This is a genomic window from Mycolicibacterium neoaurum, assembly GCF_036946495.1.
Classification (GTDB): Bacteria; Actinomycetota; Actinomycetes; order Mycobacteriales; family Mycobacteriaceae; genus Mycobacterium; species Mycobacterium neoaurum_B.
The window spans coordinates 3,115,433-3,135,624 of sequence record NZ_JAQIIX010000002.1 but is presented as its reverse complement, the minus strand read 5'-3'; the positions used below and the strand labels follow the sequence as shown (position 1 = coordinate 3,135,624).

General features: G+C 63.4%; 21 protein-coding genes. 7 read left to right on the top strand and 14 right to left on the bottom strand.

The window, feature by feature from the left end; all coding sequences use genetic code 11:
- Positions 1 to 19: 19 nt before the first annotated feature.
- A complete protein-coding gene (locus PGN27_RS20470) occupies positions 20 to 1,549 on the top strand; it encodes a class I adenylate-forming enzyme family protein (RefSeq protein ID WP_335327754.1) in 1,530 nt (509 codons plus the stop codon).
- Between the two features lie 23 nt (positions 1,550 to 1,572).
- Here PGN27_RS20470 and PGN27_RS20465 read toward each other — a convergent pair whose 3' ends face one another.
- The 5 genes from PGN27_RS20465 to PGN27_RS20445 form a co-directional block, all read right to left on the bottom strand.
- A complete protein-coding gene (locus PGN27_RS20465; RefSeq protein WP_335327753.1) occupies positions 1,573 to 2,358 on the bottom strand; it encodes an SDR family NAD(P)-dependent oxidoreductase in 786 nt (261 codons plus the stop codon).
- A gap of 182 nt (positions 2,359 to 2,540) precedes the next feature.
- Positions 2,541 to 4,055, bottom strand: a complete 1,515-nt coding sequence (locus tag PGN27_RS20460; protein ID WP_335327752.1) for a class I adenylate-forming enzyme family protein — start codon at positions 4,053 to 4,055, stop codon at positions 2,541 to 2,543.
- 88 nt (positions 4,056 to 4,143) lie between these two features.
- On the bottom strand, positions 4,144 to 5,022 hold the full coding sequence (locus PGN27_RS20455; protein WP_335327751.1) for a crotonase/enoyl-CoA hydratase family protein: 879 nt from the start codon (positions 5,020 to 5,022) through the stop codon (positions 4,144 to 4,146).
- 206 nt (positions 5,023 to 5,228) lie between these two features.
- Positions 5,229 to 6,404: a thiolase C-terminal domain-containing protein gene (locus PGN27_RS20450; protein WP_335327750.1), complete on the bottom strand. Its 1,176-nt coding sequence runs from the start codon at positions 6,402 to 6,404 to the stop codon at positions 5,229 to 5,231.
- A gap of 28 nt (positions 6,405 to 6,432) precedes the next feature.
- Complete coding sequence (locus tag PGN27_RS20445) at positions 6,433 to 7,176, bottom strand: Zn-ribbon domain-containing OB-fold protein (protein ID WP_335327749.1); 744 nt, start codon at positions 7,174 to 7,176, stop codon at positions 6,433 to 6,435.
- 300 nt (positions 7,177 to 7,476) lie between these two features.
- Here PGN27_RS20445 and PGN27_RS20440 point away from each other — a divergent pair, with 300 nt between their 5' ends.
- The 6 genes from PGN27_RS20440 (at position 7,477) to PGN27_RS20415 (ending at position 13,879) form a co-directional block, all read left to right on the top strand.
- Complete coding sequence (locus tag PGN27_RS20440) at positions 7,477 to 8,436, top strand: PDR/VanB family oxidoreductase (RefSeq protein ID WP_335327748.1); 960 nt, start codon at positions 7,477 to 7,479, stop codon at positions 8,434 to 8,436.
- 186 nt (positions 8,437 to 8,622) lie between these two features.
- Positions 8,623 to 8,946 (top strand): hypothetical protein, encoded by a 324-nt coding sequence (locus tag PGN27_RS20435; RefSeq protein ID WP_335327747.1) that lies wholly within the window; start codon positions 8,623 to 8,625, stop codon positions 8,944 to 8,946.
- Positions 8,946 to 10,388: an aldehyde dehydrogenase gene (locus tag PGN27_RS20430; protein ID WP_335327746.1), complete on the top strand. Its 1,443-nt coding sequence runs from the start codon at positions 8,946 to 8,948 to the stop codon at positions 10,386 to 10,388. Before PGN27_RS20435 ends, PGN27_RS20430 begins: the two co-directional genes overlap by 1 nt.
- Before the next feature lie 46 nt (positions 10,389 to 10,434).
- A complete protein-coding gene (locus PGN27_RS20425) occupies positions 10,435 to 12,837 on the top strand; it encodes a CaiB/BaiF CoA transferase family protein (RefSeq protein ID WP_335327745.1) in 2,403 nt (800 codons plus the stop codon).
- A 101-nt stretch (positions 12,838 to 12,938) separates the two neighbouring features.
- The gene (locus tag PGN27_RS20420) at positions 12,939 to 13,271 is read left to right on the top strand and encodes a hypothetical protein (protein WP_335327744.1); all 333 of its coding nucleotides are present in this window, start codon (positions 12,939 to 12,941) and stop codon (positions 13,269 to 13,271) included.
- A gap of 116 nt (positions 13,272 to 13,387) precedes the next feature.
- The gene (locus PGN27_RS20415; RefSeq protein WP_335327743.1) at positions 13,388 to 13,879 is read left to right on the top strand and encodes a MaoC/PaaZ C-terminal domain-containing protein; all 492 of its coding nucleotides are present in this window, start codon (positions 13,388 to 13,390) and stop codon (positions 13,877 to 13,879) included.
- A 97-nt stretch (positions 13,880 to 13,976) separates the two neighbouring features.
- On the opposite strand, the gene PGN27_RS20410 is transcribed toward PGN27_RS20415, so the two are convergent.
- The 9 genes from PGN27_RS20410 to PGN27_RS20370 form a co-directional block, all read right to left on the bottom strand.
- Entirely contained in the window at positions 13,977 to 14,291 is a 315-nt protein-coding gene (locus PGN27_RS20410; protein WP_335327742.1) for a DUF732 domain-containing protein, read from the bottom strand.
- Between the two features lie 30 nt (positions 14,292 to 14,321).
- Positions 14,322 to 14,846, bottom strand: coding sequence for a hypothetical protein (locus tag PGN27_RS20405; RefSeq protein ID WP_335327741.1), 525 nt, complete (start codon positions 14,844 to 14,846; stop codon positions 14,322 to 14,324).
- Complete coding sequence (locus PGN27_RS20400) at positions 14,843 to 15,247, bottom strand: hypothetical protein (protein ID WP_335327740.1); 405 nt, start codon at positions 15,245 to 15,247, stop codon at positions 14,843 to 14,845. The genes PGN27_RS20405 and PGN27_RS20400 overlap by 4 nt, the downstream gene beginning before the upstream one ends.
- 92 nt (positions 15,248 to 15,339) lie before the next feature.
- Positions 15,340 to 15,855, bottom strand: a complete 516-nt coding sequence (locus PGN27_RS20395) for a hypothetical protein (protein WP_335327739.1) — start codon at positions 15,853 to 15,855, stop codon at positions 15,340 to 15,342.
- A 25-nt stretch (positions 15,856 to 15,880) separates the two neighbouring features.
- Positions 15,881 to 16,528, bottom strand: a complete 648-nt coding sequence (locus PGN27_RS20390) for a hypothetical protein (RefSeq protein ID WP_335327738.1) — start codon at positions 16,526 to 16,528, stop codon at positions 15,881 to 15,883.
- Positions 16,525 to 17,169, bottom strand: a complete 645-nt coding sequence (locus PGN27_RS20385) for a hypothetical protein (RefSeq protein ID WP_335327737.1) — start codon at positions 17,167 to 17,169, stop codon at positions 16,525 to 16,527. The genes PGN27_RS20390 and PGN27_RS20385 overlap by 4 nt, the downstream gene beginning before the upstream one ends.
- A gap of 53 nt (positions 17,170 to 17,222) precedes the next feature.
- A complete protein-coding gene (locus tag PGN27_RS20380; RefSeq protein WP_335327736.1) occupies positions 17,223 to 18,176 on the bottom strand; it encodes an MlaD family protein in 954 nt (317 codons plus the stop codon).
- Positions 18,173 to 19,174, bottom strand: coding sequence for an MlaD family protein (locus tag PGN27_RS20375; RefSeq protein ID WP_335327735.1), 1,002 nt, complete (start codon positions 19,172 to 19,174; stop codon positions 18,173 to 18,175). The genes PGN27_RS20380 and PGN27_RS20375 overlap by 4 nt, the downstream gene beginning before the upstream one ends.
- Positions 19,171 to 20,142: an MlaD family protein gene (locus PGN27_RS20370; protein ID WP_335327734.1), complete on the bottom strand. Its 972-nt coding sequence runs from the start codon at positions 20,140 to 20,142 to the stop codon at positions 19,171 to 19,173. The genes PGN27_RS20375 and PGN27_RS20370 overlap by 4 nt, the downstream gene beginning before the upstream one ends.
- Positions 20,143 to 20,192: the final 50 nt, after the last annotated feature.

Genomic DNA, 20,192 nt, shown 5'->3' with positions numbered 1-20,192 from the left:
CACCGTCCGAGGAGAAGACATGTCCGCGACCGTTGGTTCTGCGCTGAACTGGTGGGCACGCACCAAGGGCAAACAGCCCGCGTTTCGGATCGGTGACGACGACGTCACCTACCGCGAACTGCACAACTGGTCGAGCCGGCTGGCCCGCCATCTGGTCGATCTCGGGGTAAAGCCCGGCGACCGGGTGGGGCTGCTGTCCCCGAACGCCGTCGAGTGGCCCGCCTGTGCGCTGGCCATCATCAAATCCGGCGCGATCCTGGTGCCACTGAACTCCAGGTTGAAGCCCGCCGAGATCGGCAAGGTCGCCGGGGACGCGGGGATCAGCCTGGTGCTGACCGGTTCTGCGCTGCATCAGACCGCCGAAGCAGCGGCCGAATTCGGCACCCCATACGACATCGTCGATTTCGACGTGGTCCGCCGCCTCCGCGCCGGGGATGATGATGATGACTTCTCCGTCGAACGCGATGCCGCCGAACCCATCTCGGTGATCTTCACCAGCGGATCCACCGGATTGTCCAAGGGCGTGATCCTCACGACGCAGACGTTGCTCAACATCGTCCTGGAAAACACCCTCACCGAGGACGGATTCCGGCCCGGCAACGTTGCGCTGCTGGTCCTGCCCCTGGCATTCACCCCAGGTCTGGTCTACGGCCTGTTGATGACCACCGTGCTGGGGGGCACCTTGATCATCGAACCCGATCTGAACCCATCCCGTGCGGTCACGCTCATCGAGTCGCAACGTGTGCAAGCGCTCTTCGGTGTTCCGGTCATATTTGAATCCATCTCGCGAGCAGCGGAATTCGAGCACGCTGACCTCAGTTCACTACAGACGGCGATCGTCGGCGGCGCCGCCGTACCACTGGATCTGCTGCACCGCTGGGCCGACAAGGGTGTCATGCTGCGCCAGATCTACGGGATGACCGAAGCGGGCGGTGTTGCGACCGCGACGCTCAAATCCGAGGCGCTGGATCACCCGGACTCCTGCGGCAGCGGGTCGATCTTCACCGAGGTTCGGGTGATGGACGACAACGGCGACTTGTCCGGCCCAGGTGAGCACGGCGAGATCGTGGTGCGCGGTCCGTTGATCACTCCCGGGTACTGGAATGATCCCGTCACCACCGGCCAGGCAATCCGCGATGGATGGCTGCACAGCGGCGACATCGGCTGCGCTGACGCCGACGGTCGCATCACTTTCGTGGACCGCAAGAAGGACCTGATCATCTCAGGCGGAATCAATATCTCCCCGGTCGAACTCGAGATCGTGATAGGCACCCTCGCCGGCGTCGCCGAGGTCGCCGTGATCGCCATCCCCGATGAGCGCTGGGGGGAGACGCCTGCTGCGATCATCACCGTGGCAGCCGACGGGCCGCAGATCGATGAGGCCACGGTGATCGAACACTGCACACAGCAGCTGTCCGACTACAAGGTTCCGCGCTATGTGGTCTTGCGGTCTCACGGTTTGCACCGGTTGCCGAACGGAAAGCTGGACAAGGTGTCGATCCGCCAGGAGTACCGCGACATCGCGTCGCGTTTCGCCAAGGTGCGGTAGTCGTCGCGACAGACTCGTCGCCGTCAGTGTCCCGACATACCACCATCGACGGCAATAGTCGATCCGGTGATGTACGAGGATGCCGGGGATGCGAGAAACAGCATTGCGGCGTCCATTTCACGCTGTGTGCCCAGTCGCGGGATCGACGCCGTATCGAGAAACCGCGCCAGCATCGTGTCGTCCATCTCCGAGGTCATGTCGGTGGCGACAAAGCCCGGCGCCATCGCGTTCACGCGAATACCGCGACGTTCCGACCATTGGTGGGCCAGATCTCTCGTCAGCCCGATCATGGCTGCCTTGCTCGCCGCGTATGCCGTCTGCGGGAGTCGGGACTTCATCAGCCCGAGCACGCTGGATACGTTGACGATACTGGATCCCCGACCCATCACCCGTGCGCACGCGATGGACATCGAATACGCGGCCGTGAGGTTGACGTCGAGCGTGGACTGGAAGCTCTCCGCCGAATCGCGCAGCGCCGGAGCGACATAAGATATTCCTGCATTGTTGATCAAGACGTCCAGCCGACCCAGATCCGCCATCGCGCGCCGGGCGACCTCGTCGCAGGCAGCCGGATCTGTCACATCCGCGACGACCTCCACTACCCGACGGCCCATCGACCGGACCTGCCGACCCACGCCCGCCAACGCCTCGGGGCGACGCGCGGCCAGCACGACATCGGCGCCGGCTTCGGCCAGGGCCACAGCAAAGCCTGCCCCCAGCCCGCCGCTGGCACCGGTGACGACAGCCACCCGACCATCCAGCCGGAAGAGATCGAGGACGCTCGTTCGCTCATTGCTGCCGTTCGCCATAATCCCCTGCCCTCTCAGACCCGTACCGCGGGTGTCGAACTAGTACTCCGAATAACGATAACCGATAGGTTTATCGGTGATCGACGGTCGCCAATCGAGACCCGCTGTTGTCTGCGCGAGGCACTCGTCACTGCCGGTGAATGCCCAATTCTGCGATTCGGAATTCCGTCATGACCGAGGATCTACGATGACGTGACGCAGCCGAGATCAGCGTGGAGTGCCCGAATCTCTCGCCGAGCGATCTTTCCGCTGACCATTCTCGGCAACGGCTCCGGTTCGATCCTCACATGTTTGGGCACCTTGAAGCCCGCCAGATGCCGCTTGCAGTGTTCGACGATCGAGGGCTCGTCGACCGGTTCCGTGGCGTACACGATCGCGGCCGGCACTTCTCCGAACTTCGCATCGGGAACCGAGATGACGCAGACATCCTGCACACCCGGAACGTCGGCGATCACCGCCTCGATCTCCGAGGGTGCGATGTTGAAACCGCCCGAGATGATGAGGTCTTTCATCCGGTCGACCACCTTGATGAAACCGTCACCATCAACCACCGCGAGGTCACCGGTGTGAAACCAGCCGTCGCGCCAGGCTGCTGCCGTCGCCTCCGGATTGCGCCAGTATCCTGGCATGATAGACGGGCCGTTGACGACGATCTCGCCGCATTCTCCTGGGTCGCAATCGGTTCCGTCGGGGCGGACCACTCGGTGCCGAGTAAAGACCGAACCTCGCCCGATCGACTCAGGCCGTGTCATCGCCTCCTCGGCAGGATTGAGCGTGGAGAAGCCGTTGAGTTCGGTCATGCCGTACGCCTGTCGGAGCGGTACACCTTTGGCAAGCCATGATTGCACGGTTCCCAGCGGGATCCGGGCGCCGGCGATCGTCACCAGCCTCAGACTCGACAGGTCTGCATCGGAGAACCCCGGCTGGGCTGCGATCTGCTCGAATTGAACCGGCACACCGCACATGATTTCGATCCGCTCGGTGGTCAATCTCGACAGCACGGATTCGGCGGCGAAACCCCGCTCGTAGAACAACGTCATGCCTCGGGTCAAGGATTGCAGCACGTGCCACGGTAGGCCCGGTGCCCCGGCCATCGACAACGTAAAGATCATTCGCCCACCGGGTCGCAGCGCGGGTTCGGCCAATGCCATCTCGGCCATGAAGCTGAAGGCGCTGCGATGGGTGATTGTCACACCCTTGGGCCGAGATGTCGTGCCGCTGGTGTAGATGATGATCGCGACGTCGTCGAAATCGGTGACATGTCGGTCGAACGGCCGGTGCTCGACGACCCGCAGCGCCGCGATGTCCACCAGTGATCGCATCCGAATATTCCTGTCGGACAACGCATCCAACATGCGCTCCCGACTACTGACATCTGTCAACACCATCGCCGGATCGGCGTCCTCGACGAGCTGCTTCAGCTCCGAGCTGGTGAACCGGTTGTTGAACGGAGTGACCACAGCGCCGGCTTTGAGCACACCGAGTGCGGCCACACACCATTCCAGACTGTTCTCTCCGATTATGGCCACCCGCTCTCCTGGACGCAGCCCGGCACTCGTCAGATCGTGCGCGGCGGTGTCACTCCAGCATTCAAGGGTGCGAAAGTCCACGGTATCGCTGCCGTCGAATACGATCGCAGCCCGATGCGGCGCCGCCTCCGCCCAGAACCGCAATCCATCGGTGATATGCGCCGTCACTGCCTGTCCTTCCCGGCTTCATGGTGGTCAGCTCCGACGCCCAAGTCCAGATCCGCGCCGCTCTCGTCAGATGACCTGGACGTCGGCATCATCCGAACTGATCGGGAATGAAGGGCCGGAACTTCCACCACGGATATCCGGCAGGCAGATCGGTCGACACTCTGTCCGGAAAGTTCGCCGTGCGCTTCTCCAGAAAAGCCGTGACACCCTCATTGGCATCAGCGGAAGCACCGCGGGATTGCCCCAACCAAGAATCCAGCTCGTGCGCAGTCATCGGATGGTCGGCTCCCAGCATCCGCCAAAGCATCTGCCGGTTGAGCGCCACCGACACCGGCGCGGTGTTGGCTACGATCTCCGTCGCCACCGCGTAGGCCGCGGGCAGCAGCTTGTCGGCCGGATGCACACTGCTGACCAGTCCGGCGTCGAGCGCCTCACCTGCACCGAAAATCCGCGCGGTGGCGGTCCACTCCAGGGCCCGCGCGATCCCCACAGTGCGCGGTAGAAACCAGCTCGATGCGGCGTCCAGCACGATACCCCGGCGGGCGAAGACGAACCCGAAACGTGCACTTTCGGAGGCCAATCGGACATCGGCGGGTAGGGTCATCGAAATGCCCACGCCGACCGCCGGTCCATTGATCGCCGCGATCACCGGTTTGAGCGATTCATAAACCCGCAGTGAGACGAGCCCACCCGTATCGCGGTAGTCACGCTCGCCCGTAAAGTCGAAAGTATCGCCCCCGGACTCCAAATCGGCACCGGCGCAGAACCCGCGTCCGGCGCCGGTGATCATGACGGCGCGAATCGCGTCGTCGGCATCGGCGCGGTCGAAGGCGTCGATGAGCTCGGTTGCCATCAACTCGGTGAAAGCATTCAACCGCTCGGGACGGTTCAACGTGATGGTCAGGACTCCGTCCGCCACCGAGTAGCCGATATGACGATAGGAGGGATCCGGGTCGGGTTGGCTCACGACGAATACTCCCGCAGGCGATGTAACGGTGACAATCCGCAAGATCCCGCCTTGACAGGATGGCGCGGGCAACTTCTATAAAACTTATGTAATTAGATAACTGATGTCAAGGGCGATCACCCACCCACTGGGACTCGAGTCATCGCCCGCATTCGTCAATTCGATGCGAACCCGCCAGAAAGAGATCGCTCCGTCGGGAGGGCCACCTACAGAGTGGACGCCGACCCGAACATCGTGGCGCTCACCAGCGGCGCCATCGGGCCACCCAGCAGCAGCGAGACCTCGGCGCCGGGAACCTGGTTCGGTGACGACCCGCGAATCTGACGGACCGCCTCGGTCACCAGACCGATTCCGTGCACGAATCCTTCCGCTATGTTCCCGCCCGCTGTGTTGATCGGCAGAACTCCTTTGGGCGCAAGGAGGTTCGGCAACTGCATGAACTCGCCCGCAGCAGGGCCCGGCGGGCACAGCCCGAGATCGATGAGTGAGGCTACCGCAGGGCCGCTGAAGTTCTCGTATACCTGAACCACGTCGACATCCTCGGCCCGCACCTCCGCCGACTGCCACAGTCGCGACACCATCGCGGGATGAAATCCTGCACTGGTGTAGCGCTCTTCGTTCTCCATGGACTCGCTCCAGTTCGGCCCCGAGCCCTGCACACCGGCCAGCACATAGGCGGGTGTGCTCGCGCAGTCCTTGGCCCGCTCCGCCGACACCACGATGATCGCGCTCGCGGCGTCGTTCTCCCTGGAGCAGTCGTACAACCGCAGCGGCTCGCTCACCCAGCGTGAACCGGCGTAGATCGCGTGATCGATCGGGGCTCCATACGCCGCCGCCTGAGGGTTGTTCTGAGCATGCTGATAGGACGCCATGACCAGAGCCTCCATCGCCGACTGCGGAACGCCGTCGACCTTCAACATGCGTTGCGTGCGCAGCGCACAGATCTGAGCCGGTGCGACCACTCCGTGAGCGGTCAGCGCCGACGGGAAATGGCCCTTGCCATAGCTGCCGCGCCCGTCGTCCGCCTCGGTGATGCCCCGGTAGACGACCACACAGTCCGCTTGGCCGGTGGCCACGGCGGTCGCGGCCGAGTTGACCGCGGCGGCCACCCCACCTCCGCCGCCTCCCCACACCAAGTTCGACCAACGGATCTCTCGGACACCCAGGCACGCTCCGACGACCAATCCCTCCGTGCGGTCGTTCGCGTAGGACGCAAACCCGTCGATCTCCCGAGGGTCGATTCCGGCGTCCGCACACGCCGCCAGCACGGCCTGCAGTATGAGCTCCAGCGCCGAATGGTCACTGCAGCCGCGCTTGCGGTACGGGGTGTTGGCAATGCCCACCACCGCGGTCCGACCTCGCAAGGTCCGGTCTGCATTCATGAACTCTGCGCCCCTTCGGTCATTGCCATCAAGCCAGGCGCCAACGCAGGACCGGCCACCCGTCGGGGTCCTCAGGCGCTTCGATCTCACCGACCACCGGCTGACCGATCCGGGGCTCGACACCGTCGGCATCCAACAACACACCCAGCAGCCGGCGGTCACCCGCCTGGGGCAGCTCAACGACCAGAGTCACAAAGGGCAGGTGCCCGGTGAAGGCGGGCGCGAACGGCAACCACGTGCGTATCCAGGAGAAGATGGTGCCCGTCAGCGCGACACTCGACCAGGTACGACCGAAACTGTGACAGCACGGGCATATCGGCCGGCAGGGCCATACCCAGTTTCCGCACTCGTCGCATTGCGGCAGACGTAACTCCCTGTTGCGCAGGGCCTCCCAGAACGGAAGGTCAGATCCATCCTCAGCCGGACCGGTGTCTGCCATCTGTGGCGGCGTGTCGGGAAGGTTGCGCACATCGTTGACAAACCATCTCGAGTCGATCTTGATCCACCGAGCACGCAAGTAGGTGTCGACACCATCGGCCGTCGAGTAGCATGTGATGGCGGACACCAAACCGTCGCCATCAGGTCCGATGCTTTGCAGCTCCGAGGTTGCGACGTTCGGCGGCAACTTCGCCGAACCGATCAGCTGGCCACGACGGTCGGGGCGGAAGTCGTCCAGAACCGTTGCGACATCACCCGTGATGGTCGCGTGGCTGTGCGCCCTGACGAGCTCGACCAGCTCCGGCGGCACATCCTCGGCCACGATCTCGGGCAATTCACGAGCTCCTCACGCTCCGGCGCCGGCATCCGGGAGTTCTCCACGGGGAGTGGCGCTTCATTTCGAAATTAACCTATAATCTTCAGTTTTAGAGGTCAAGTGGCTCGGCGGCGACGCAGACCGGTTCGGCCGAGCGTGGCTGGTCGATCCCCTGTGCGATGCCCGTCCGATAGCCCGACGACCCCGCGACATGGCAGTGCATCCACCACACCTTCGGCCACATGCCGCAGGCCCACCCACTCCTCATAAAACTATCGCAATACGGTAAACGATGAGGCTCACCGCAAAGGGAATGCAATGACAGTCGGCCGCACCGGGAGGCACGAGATCGAAGTCCAAGTCGTACATCGAGAACAACTGGCCGACAACATTGTTCAGATCACCCTTGCCACCGTTTGCGGACAGGAGTTCCCGACTTGGGATCCCGGTGCCCATATCGATGTCCTGCTCGACGACCTGGTTCGGCAGTATTCGCTGTGCGGCGACCTCACCGACCGTCGCAGCCTGACCATTGCGGTGCTGCGGGTACCCGAAAGCCGCGGCGGATCAGCTGCCGTGCATCGGCTGGCAGTGGGTGACCGATTCATGATCGGCACACCGCGCAACAACTTTGAATTGGTTGCGGCGCCCGAGTACGTGTTCATCGCCGGCGGGATCGGCATCACCCCCATACTGGCCATGGTGAGCCGGATCGCTGCCTCGGGTCTCCCGTGGCGGCTGGTCTACGGCGGCCGGTCACGAGCATCCATGGCCTTCCACCGCGAACTCGAAGAGCGCCACGGCGACAAGGTCCTGATAAGACCACAGGACGAGGTCGGTTTACTCGACCTCGCGCAGGATCTCGGTCCGGCGCGCGATGGCGTGGCCGTTTACTGCTGCGGTCCGGAACCACTGTTGCAGGCCGTGGAACATCATTGCCGCGACTGGCCGGCCGGCAGCCTGCATGTCGAACGGTTTGCCGCCAAGGCGCAGGATTCCGTGGCCGATCCGTCGGCGTTCGAGATCAAACTCACCCGCTCGGACCGGACCCTGTCGGTGCCGGCCGACAGATCGGTGCTCGATGTTCTGCGCGAAGCGGGTATCGACGTCAAGTACTCCTGCTTGGAGGGCACCTGCGGCACATGTGAGACCACGGTACTGGCGGGGGTTCCGGAGCACCGCGATTCGCTGCTCACCGAGTCCGAACGGGCAGAGAACGATGTCATGTTCGTCTGTGTGTCACGCAGTCGAACACCACGCTTGACCCTCGACCTGTGACACACCCAGCGGCGCCCTGAGCTCGTGGACGGGACGCATCACGACAACGAAGCCATCGAAGAATTACCGGATACCTTCATATCTTGTGGAGCTCAAACTAACGCGATAAGTTTTATGGATACGTGCATGTTGCCGACACGACAACGGACCTACGCCCGCGGGCGAAGTGAATTCAAAGGAGAGACCATGTCAGTAGATGAGTTCCGACCCATCTACGAAAGGCACATATCATTTGTTGCCGCGGGCGACATCAAGGCCATCCTGGCCGACATGGTCCAGGAGAACGTTCCCGCCGTGTTCGACGGTGTCGACACGCCGCGCGGCGTAGTCCGCGCACACACCATCCGAGACGTTCGGGCCGAGGGTGACCTCATGATCGGCGAGACGGTCTACGACGTCGGCGACAGATTGATCGGACTTCGATCCATCTGGGCAAACCACGACGGTCGATGGTTGGCCGCCGGCCTGGAGAATTTTCCGGTCGAACAGCCTGTCGAGCGCGGAGTCTGATGACCACCGACCGAACCGAGCTCTTCATCGACGGTCAGTGGGTCGCGCCGCGCTCCGCTCAGAGCGTCGAGGTCATCGAGGCCGCCACCGAGCAACCCCTTGCCCGGTGCGTACTCGGATCGACCGCCGATATGGACATCGCGGTCAACGCTGCACGGCGCGCGCTACGCGGCCCGTGGGCGTCCTACACCGCCACCGAACGGGCCGATCTGCTCGACCGCATCGGTGCCGCGCTGAAGTCACGCGCCCGGGACACCGCCGCCCTCGTTAGCCGCGAGAACGGAATGCCGATCTCGCTGTCCAAGGGCGCCAACGGATATGCCCCCGCCCTGATGTTCTCCTACTACGCCACACTCATCCGGGAATACTCGACCCTGGAGATCCGACCGAACGCACTACGCGGCCGCAGCATCGTCGCCCGGCAACCGGTCGGCGTGGTCGCCGCCATCACGCCGTGGAACTATCCGCAGGGACTTGCGGCCATGAAGCTGGCCCCGGCCTTGGCCGCCGGTTGTACCGTCGTGCTCAAGCCTGCCCCGGAAACGGCGCTGGACGCCTTCGTGTTCGCCGAAGCGGCCGTCGAGGCGGGACTGCCTGCGGGGGTGCTCAACGTCGTTCCCGGTGACCGCGAATCCGGTGCCCATCTGGTTGCGCACCCAGGGGTCGACAAGGTCGCCTTCACCGGGTCTACCGCAGCGGGAAGGGCCATCGGTGAGGTGTGCGGCCGATTGTTGCGGCCGGTGACGCTCGAACTAGGCGGCAAGTCCGCCGCCATCATCACCGAGTCGGTCGATCTCGATGTATTCGCCAAGAACCTGTTGGAGGTCTCACTGCCGAACAACGGTCAGACCTGTCACGCGAGCACCCGCATCCTGGCACCGCAGAACCGCTACGACGAGGTCGTCGAGGTCGTTACCGAAACGGTACGGTCGCTGGCAGTCGGCGACCCACTGGACAAGGAAACCGCGATCGGCCCGCTCGTCAGCTCCGCCCAACGAGACCGGGTGCTCGGTCTCATCGAGGACGGGCGCAACGCCGGCTACCAGATCACCACCGGCGGCGGCATACCGGCCGCACAGACCGCGGGCTGGTTCGTGGAGCCGACTGTCTTCAGCGATGTGGACAACGCGGCACGGATCGCGCAGGAAGAGATCTTCGGACCTGTCCTCGTCATCACCCGCTATGCCGACGAGGACGAGGCAATACGGATTGCCAACGATTCCGCCTATGGCCTCGGCGGCACAGTGTGGACCACCGATGAGCAACACGGAATCGACCTCGCCGCACGTATCGATAGCGGAACGGTCGGAATCAACCATTACGCGCTGGATCTGGCCGTCCCGTTCGGCGGTCGCAAGGCCTCCGGCCTCGGCCGCGAGCTCGGGCCCGAGGGACTGAGCCCGTATTTCGCGCTGAAATCGATCTATCTGGGCTCGGACTGACCCGGCAGATCTGCAGGAACGCCCCGGCGACGCCAAAGGAGTACCCGTGGCATTACCCCTCGACGGAGTTCGAGTACTCGATCTCACCGATGGACTCGGCGCATCCGCCGGCCGCTTCCTCGCCGACCTCGGCGCCGAGGTCATCCTGGTGGAGCACCCGACCGGCTCGGCGTCGCGCCGGACTGAACCGCGGCACGCCGACCTCGGCATTGCCTTCGCCCTGCGAAACGCGAACAAGCTCGGCATCGCGCTGGACATCGAGGACCCGGCCGACCGAACCCAGCTTCGTGAACTGGTCTCGGGCGCGGACATTTTCATCGAATCGGCGCGGCCGGGCCGACTGGGTACCCACGGTTTGGGACCGGCCGACCTGGCCACGGTGAACCCTGCTCTGGTCTACGTCTCGATCACAGGATTCGGACAGACCGGCCCCTACCGGGACTGGGCGAGCACCGAGGCCACCCTCTATGCACTGAGTGGGGTGTTGTCCCGGTCCGGCGCACCGAACACTGCACCGCTGTTACCTCCCGACGGGATCGTCGAAGAGTCCGTGGGCGTGCACGCCGCGTGGTCGGCCCTGCTGGCCTACTACGACCGATTACACACCGGTCGCGGGCAGACCGTCGACATCTCGGCGCTCGAGGTCTTGGTACACGGTTTCGATCCCGGCTTCGGGGTGCAGGGGTCCGCGGCGGCCGGTCGTTCGGAGGACTACCCGCGCGGACGACCCGATGCAGCCAACTTCTACCCGGTGTATCGGTGCCGCGACGGCCGGGTTCGGATCTGTCTGTTGGCCAAGCGCCAATGGCGATCGATGTTCCTCTGGTTGGGCGAGCCAGCGGAGTTCGCCGATCCGATCTTCGACACGATCCCGGCTCGTTTTGCGGCCGCGGATCGTCTCAATCCATTGATCGAAGAGTTGTTCGCCGCCTACACGCGCGATCAGCTGGTGGCCGAGGGCACGAGGCGTGGGATACCGATCGGCGGCGTCAATGCGCCTGCCGAAGTTCTGCACACCGATCATTTCCAGGAGTCCGGCACGCTGGTCGAGGCATCCCTCGCCCCCGGTGTGACCGCGCGAATTCCGCATGGTTACTGCAGATTGAACGGTGACCGGATGGGTTTTCGATACCCCGCACCGCAGCCCGGACAGCACAACGAGTCCGTCATCGGTGTCGCGCACAGCGCGCTTCCGCCGATCGCACCCGGCTACCCGGTCGGAACACCACCGTTCGAAGGTCTGCGAGTCCTGGACCTCGGTGTCATCGTGTTCGGCGCCGAGCTCGGGCGTCAATTCGCAGACAACGGCGCCGATGTCATCAAGATCGAGAACTCGGAATTCCCGGACGGCCTCAGACAGTCCAAACGCGGCAACTCGCTGGCGGCGTCGGTCGCCTGGGGTCATCGCAACCGCCGCAGCCTCGGTCTGAACCTGCGGTCCAGTTCCGGCATCGAGGTGTTCAAACGACTTGCTGTCGATGCCGATCTCGTCCTCGCCAACTTCAAACCCGGCACGCTGGCCGCCATGGGAATCGGCTATGACGTGTTGTCCGCCATCAATCCCGGCATCATCGTGTCCGAATCGAGTGCGTTCGGCGAAACCGGACCGTGGAACAAGCGACTCGGCTACGGGCCGCTGGTGCGCGCCGCGTGCGGAGTCTCCGCTCTGTGGCGGTATCCGGACTCGGCGGACAGCCTGTGCGACGGATCGACGGTTTACCCCGATCACATCGCCGCACAGGTGGCCGCCACCGCGGTGCTGGCCGCGCTGATCCAACGGATGAGGACAGGCCACGGATGTCGTATCGAGGTCGCCCAAGCCGACACCGCGATCATGCAGATCGGACCGCAGCTGGTGACGCAATCGCTGCACACCAACGCTTCTCCGGTGGCCGTCGACGCGGGCAGCTATACGGTGCCGTCGGGAGTCTTCCCGTGCGCCGGCGACGACGAATGGTGCGTCATCAGCGTGCGAGATGACCGGGACTGGCAGCGAGTATGTGAGATTGTCGGCCGCCCAGATCTGGTGCTCGACGAAAAGTTCGCCACTGCCCACGCTCGGTTGGAAAACCGTTCCGCCGTCGCTGATGTGATAGCCGGTTGGACGACAACGCGAGCGCCGGACGACGTGATGGACACCCTGCAGGCGGCGGAGATTCCGGCGGGCGCGATGCGCCGTCTACCTGAACTGCTGACGGATCCACAGTTGTTGGCGCGCAATGCCTTCACCGAAATCACGCACCATCGACTTCCGATGAGTCTGCCGACCGCCAGGCAGCTTGCGCACTTTCAGACGATACCGCCGTGGCCACTACGTCCGGCACCACTGGCGGGCGAGCAGACCCGCGAGATATGCCGCAGCGTGCTGAACATGACCGACTCGGAGTTCGAATCTCTCGTCGAGGAAGGCGTTCTGCAGCTCGGCGAGGACGGCGCTCGCGCCGGATGATCCGGTGCGGTCATCGAGCTACTGACCCGTGGACTACCGATGACGGCCACCACGACTGGACGTGACAGCCACAATCAGCCTCGCCACCATTTGGAGTAGACATGTCTGCCGATCGATACCTTGCCCGCGACGAACAGCGCATCTTGGCGTGGTCGTTCGTCGAACTGATGCGTCCGCATCTGCCGCCCCGAGAACGCACACGCATGACGACTCTTCTTGGCGCGGGCGAGATCGAGAACACGCTGTTCGACCTCCTCGACCATTGCACCGCGATCGATCTGGAGCTTCCGATTTCGTTGGTCGCCCGGCTCGACGATTGGGCACGGGGCTATCGCGGAACTCCGATGGAACACGTCCTGCGCGTGCGAATCGCCGCCGTCCGCTCGCGGCCACCACACGTCCCAGCGGCGCCAGCACCGCTGCTGGCCCTCTGACGCCGAGATCTTCTAATACCGCAGCCAACAACCGCACCTAGCTCAAGATCGGGAATATCGTTGAAACACTCGGCCCGTCCGCGCCACGTCCGTACAACGCGCGTTCTCGGTGAGCGATGAAGAACCCGCCGACAACCCCCGCCATCGGACGAGACCTCGCGGCGCTGTCTGGCCACGACCTATGGCACGCCGAAGATCTCCAGGTCGGCGACCGCATGAATCTGGGCAGTGTCGACGTCACGCGTGAGGCCATCATCGATTTCGCCGCTCGGTACGACCCGCTCGAGATCCACCTCGACGACACCCGATCCCCATTCGGCGACATCATCGCCAGCGGGGTCCACACCATGGCGTACTTCTCGAGCATGGCATCACGGTCGTTCTTCCCGCGACTCGCACTGGTTGCGGGCAAAGGAATCGAACGCATGCGTCTGCCGCACCCAGTATTTCCCGGCGCATGCCTGACCGGACAGATCAGAATCGACGACGTGGTGATGAAGCCGGAACGTGCCGACATCGTGTGCGGGTCGACCATGGTCGACCAGTCAGGCCGCGTGGTGCTGGACTTCATCGCGATCACCGTGGTGGCTCGCCGGAAACACCGCTGAGGGCGCCACACCACTCGTCTTGTCACCGAATCGAGTTCGTGAGAGGTAGCCCAGCGTCGACCGTTGCCGTCAGCAGGACAGCCCATCCGCCGATGTCCTATCCGGCGAACAACCCACTCCACTGCGGGCACCACTCATTGGCGGAAACCAAGGCGAAGCGTCGAGCCTGGTCCTGGTCGATGACGAAATTGCGGGCGATCTTCTTGCTGATCTCGACCGGAGGCCGGTTGCCCAACCGCAGCACATAGCAGACCGATCGACCAGCGCTGATGATGTTGACATCACTGTTCATGATGCCGATCTCGCGTGCCGCGTCGATCACCGCGGCGTCGTCCGCCCGGGCCGTCGGCGACGCCGCGAGTGCGATGAACAGGCCCGCGATGCAGCTCAAGGTCTTAACAGATGTGCGCACGCGTGGTCCCTCTCCCTTCCCTCAAAACGGTCATGGTGGACTCAACCACGTCCGTGTCGGCGTGATGAAGAACCTGAAGGGGCCGCGCGAGCAATAGGTGCTCGTGTCGGCCATGGTGGCGCACCGAGTCCCGTTGTACTCGATGAAGCTGCGTGGGGGTAGTTCGCGCTGTGCCCTGCCGGGTGGAGTCAGCACGATGAAACCGGGGTCGGTGCGCATCCGAATCTGGCCGCTGACCCACCCGACATTCGTGGTACCCGGCGCACCGCGGATGTCGCCTTGGCAGGCGAAGGCCCCCCGATCCCAGATACCGCAGTTGAGTCCGAGTGGAGTCGAAAACCAGACGCCGCCAGAACTAGTGGTGAAGTAGTCGTCGTACTTCACCTTCTCGTAGTAGTCCAGGATCAGATATGCCGCCGGGTAAGGACTCTCATCAGAGCCGCTGTTTGGTTCGGCGAGCGCCGTGGCCGCAGCGAGCGAAGAACCGCACGCCACCGCCAGAGCCGTCAGGCAGGCGTAGACGCATCGCGCGACCTGTCCGGGCTCGCTGATCATGGCAGATTTCCCGGAGAAGATTCGTTCACCGCCGTGTGCGGCACGCTGCCGTAACACGTCACATTGCCCACGTCCAGAATGCTCTCGCACAGTACGTCCGTACCCTTGGTGATCCGCACCGTGACGAACTGGCCTTGCAGAACCCGCCCTACCGTCGCCGCGGTGCGGAAGGGGGGTCGCCAGTCGGCTCGTAGCTCGGCGCCGTCAGCCGTCGGGCTCGTTGCGTCGACAACCGGCACCCTGAGGGTGAAGGGAAGCGGAACGTCCCGCAGCAGGTGTTTACCCGATATGTCGCGGTACTCGACTTCGGCCAGTCGGCCGACGACCTGCGAGAAGATGTCGTAGGTGACGGTCTCCTCCGCGTGTGCGATCGGCGGATAGATGACACCGGCGATTCCCATGAAGATCGACCCGAGTGCCGCGTGTATCCGATTCACCTGTATCCCTTCCTGAAGCGAACCACAATTCGTGGGAAATGACATCGATCAGCGCGCTACGGCGTTGCCAGCACGACGGTTGTCAGAATCATGTTCTTCTTGGCGTTGTACAGCGTGCTGACACCGAAATCGGAGAACGAGCAGTCCGGGAGCAGCTTGAAGCCCTGCAGGATCGTCACTTTGATCGCATTGCCCGGGTCCGTCGCGGCACCGGACAGTATCGACGCCTTGCTGCCGCCGTATCCGAGATCCTTCAGGACCGGCAACGCGTCGGTCTCGGGCACGGCACGCGCCTCGTGGTTGATCCACCTGTCGGTGGTCCTGTTGATGCCCAGCGCCGCTTGATCGATGATCGGATCAGATCGCAACGGCTCACACGTCGGTGGTCGAGAAGCCGCCACTGCCGCGCGCAGATTCTCGGTGTCATCTGCTGCCGCGGTCGGGGCCACGGATATGCCCGCCATCGTCAAGGCGGCGGCCAGTAGACAACTCACCCAAAGTCCGGCGCTCAGATCCAGGAACCGACTCCATGGTGTGGCCGTGCCCGTCTTCTCGAATACCTCGACCGTCATCGCACTTCTCCTCGTCGGGCCGTCGTCACTGTTCGCACACGTGCGAACGATGGATATCACTGCCCCAACGCTTCGCCTTCTGCACCGAGGGCCCGGTGAACCAGTTGGGCTGATGCGCCAGAATCCCGTTGTTGACGTTGGAGAGCTGCTCCCACAGTTTGAAGAAGGCCTCCCCCTCGTAGATGGCGAAATAGCGGTCGCCAAAGGGGTTCTGCGGCTGCGACAGTGCATGGACACGCGGGGTCAGGAAGTCGACGGCCTGTCTGATGTTGCCCGTCACGATGTCCACCTGCTGCTGGATGTTGTCGCGGCTGTAGTCGAAATCGTTGCCGTCCGGCCCGATCCGATTCGTCTGCAGCCTGTCGATCTGGAAGCGCAGTGTGGCGTATTGAGCGTTGTACCACTGGCACATGTCGCTCATCGCCGCGATGTCGGCGTCGGTGACCATGTTCCTCGTCTTGTCGTAGGGGAACGGGAACTTCGGTGTCCACCCCCAGGCCGTCGGCGTGATGACGGGAAGGGGTCTGATCACCATGCTGTCGGACGGCGGCCCCGGCGGGCCGACGTCGGCGTCGGGTTCCGCGCCGACCGGCGCACCCGAGGCAATGCCGGCTGCCGACAAGACCGTCGCACAGAGCAGGGCAAGCGCACTGTGCCGAACACCCGGTCTCACTTGGGTCCCATCGCCGAACCGATGCCTCCGACGTCGGTGATCAGCCAATTGTTGTTGCTGTCGATCGTGGTGCTGTAGGTCGCCGTCGATTGCAGCGCGTCCGGTGCCTGCGCGGTCTTCGTCTGCACGCTGACGAAACTGTCCACGACGTAGACGCCGTCCGTGGCCGACCTCACCTTGGCCATCAAAGGTTGTGCGCTTGAACTCCACTGCAACGGAACCAGCACCTGCTCCATTTGAGTGCCGGCGTCGGAGAGCTTTTTGTTGAGTTCGGGAGTGGTGCCTGCGACGAGCTTGACGTGCCAAGCCTGCAGGTCCTTGTAGTCCATGGTTGCGGCGCTGACAGCGTAATCCAGCGCGATCTTCTCCGCCCGAGCATCATTCGCCGCCTGCGCGACCTGTGCGTTCAATTCGTGGCGCGCGCTACCGTACAGCCAGCCCAGGACACCGACCGCCACCGCGAGCACCACAATCAGCCCGGTGACCATGAGACCGCGCAGGCTCAGCGAGATCGACCGAGGTCGACGCGGTGATGTGGCACCACCGTCTGCAGCGCCGGGATCCGACGAACTCGAATCAGTCTCCGCCGTATCGGAATCGGTCTCGCGACTGTCCTTTACATCGACGTCGTTGATGGTCATCCTGCTGCCTTTCCCTAGATTGACATCTCGCGGGCCCCGCACGTCCGCGCTCGTCACGGCCTCACCCGCAACGTGATCACCCCGTCTGCGGGCACCTGCTCAAGGAAGTGATCCAGAATCTGACCGGTATCGAAATTCATCAGCGTCGCGGCGATGGTGTTGAGCTTCGGTTGAAACGCCTCGCCGAGGACCTTCAGATCGCCGCCGTTGACGTCGAGCAGCGCCTGGATCCGCGCGACGAGGTTGTTCAGCAGTGCGATGTCCTCAGGCTGATTGGGACTCAGCAGCAGCGGCAAGTGCTTGTAGAAGTCCTGAAAGTTGATACCGGCCTTCGCAGCGATCGGGGTGAACGTGGTCAGATCAGGATTGACCCATTCGGAGTTCTGGATAAGCGTCCCGAAATTGCTCAGTAGTGCCCGCCCCTCGCCGTTCAGACCGTTGAGCATGTTGTTGAAGACGTTGCTCGCGCGCGACAGATTGGGCAGCACAGCCACCGGATCGGGCAATGCGGAATCGGTTTCACCGATGATGCGGGCGAGCGCCTGGGGATCCATCTGATCCAGTACTCGCACAACACTTGTCGCCAACTCCGAGATCGACGGCGGCTGAACCACCGATTCTGTCGAGATGCGCTGGTTGTCCTTGAGCGTCGGGCCGCCCTCGCTGCGGGGAACGAGTTGGATGTAGGACTCACCCAACGCCGAAAGGTTCTGGAGCTGCACCTCGGTATCGACGGGGATCTCATACTGCCCGTCGACGTAGAAATCGATGGACGCTGCGTCCAGAGACGTCCTTGTGCCGGTGACCTTGCCGACCGGTACGCCGCGCAACAGCACATTTGAATCCGGGACGAGCCCGTTGACATCAGGAACATCCATCGTCACGTTGGTCCGGTTCGACGGTGGACCGATACGAAGTCCGAGCGACCCGAAGTACAACAGCACTATGCCGATGATGAGGGCGAAGACGATGTAGGAGAGCACATCCTTCTTCGTGATGGCGTTCACGGCATGGCCCCCAGAATCCTCAACACCTCTTGCACATTGCCCGACAGTTCCCGCCCGTCCGGCCCGATGATCGAGGTGATGTTGATGGCTGGATATTTGTCGACCGGGAGGAACATCTCGGTGAAAAGTTGTCGATACTTGGGGATCTCGGTTTCGCCGGCCACCTTCGACTCCTGGAGCGCTCCCACGGAGTCGGCGAGCGAGTTGAGGAAGGGGACCAACCAGTAGCCGCCCAAGGTGATACTTCCGACGCTGGGCAGAATCGTCCCGATGTAGTTGAGGATTCCGATGAGGTGTTCGAATCCGAGTTGTCCCTCTGGGGAGAACAGGTAGTCCAGCTCCGGCAGTCGACTGTTCATGACTGCGGCGCCCTCAGCGACTCCGTTCAGCAGTTGGTCGACGGTGTCGAGATTCTCCGACAGGGCCGAAAGGTTGGTTTCGACACGGCCTGTCAAGAGCTTGATCTCGTCGCTGGACGGCGCGACGCGGTTGAGACGGATGATGGTGTTCTGTGCTCGCTGGATGGAGCCACTGGACACGAAGTTCGCGAGGCTCGCGATGGTGTCCTCCAGCTGCGGTGGCGACGTCGTCTGCGCGAGCGGAATCACTCCACCATGAGCCAATACGGCGCCCGGAGCGGCATTCTCCGCGGGTCGCTCGAGTGCGACGTAGATATCGCCCAGCACGGTCGCCTGTTGCAGAACCGCCCTGATGTTGGACGGGACGGTGACCCCGCGACTCATGCGGGCGGTCACGTTCACGTCAGCACCGTTGAGTGCCATCTCCGACACGACGCCGACCGTGACTCCGTCGAGCACCACCTTGGCGCGGTCGGGCAGGTTCAGCACGCTGTCGAATTGCATGACGATGTCGTATCCGTCGTCATAGGAGGGGCCCGGCTGGGGCAAGGCCTCGACGTTGACCGCCGCACAGGACGTGACCGCCAGGACGACGGTCGCGACCACGGCACCAGCGAGCACTCGGGACTGTCGCATCATTTGTTCGCCGCCAGCGTCAGCACGTACTGGAGCAACGCCACGTCCACCGCGTACGGCGTCCCCTTGACGTTCGCGCAGCTACCCGGGACAGAGGCATTCATGATGTTGCACTGAGCGACCCCATCGGGCATCCGCACCCGGTACAGGGGCGGCCGATAGTGCAAGGTGAACTGGTGGTCGTTGGCAAGGTTGACCAGTCCGTTTAGCACCCGCGGCGCGACATTCAGCAGGCTCGCGTAGTAGGGAGCGCGGGGACTGGCCTTCCTCAGCGCGACGGATACCGCGTCGAGCAGTTGCTGAATCTGCGGACCCAACTCCCGTTCGATGCCGCCCGCAGCTTCGACGACCGATTTGATGCCCTCCATCGTCTTGGATGATCCTTCGAGGGTTTCTGCCGCATCTTCGCCCGCGGAGCTCGCCAGATCGTCGAACACTCCGTTGAGCGTCGGCTCGACATCGACCAGCATCGTGGTCAGCTCCTTGAGATTGCGCGTGATGGCGGCCATATCCCCGACCGCCTGCTCGGGCGAGTCGACCACGGACGACGTGGTGGTCAGCAATGTGTTGGCCTTCGACCCCTGACCATTGAGCGCCTGGTCGATACCCGACACCACCCGCCCGATGTTGTCCGATCCATCCGGACTGATCGAGTTGATGAAGTTTGTCGAGGACCCGATGACCTCGGACAGGCTCCTCGGTGTCAATGACCGATCGAGCGGGATGCAACCGCCGGGTGACAAGTGCTGAGTCGACCCCTCGTAGTCACCGACGAGTTCGAGCGCCCGGTCGGCAAGGATCGACGTAGATCTGGTGACAGCCTTGGCTTCCAGCGGAATCTCAAGTCCGCCGTCGATGGTGAAATCGACGCGCACCGACTTCGTCGACGGTGTGATCGCAGTGACCTTGCCGATCGGATAACCGAGATGGGTCACCGGGTTGTCGACGTACAACCCGACGCTGTCCGGCATGACAGCGCAATACGCCGCTACTGCCTGCTTTTCCGACGTCGCGCACGATG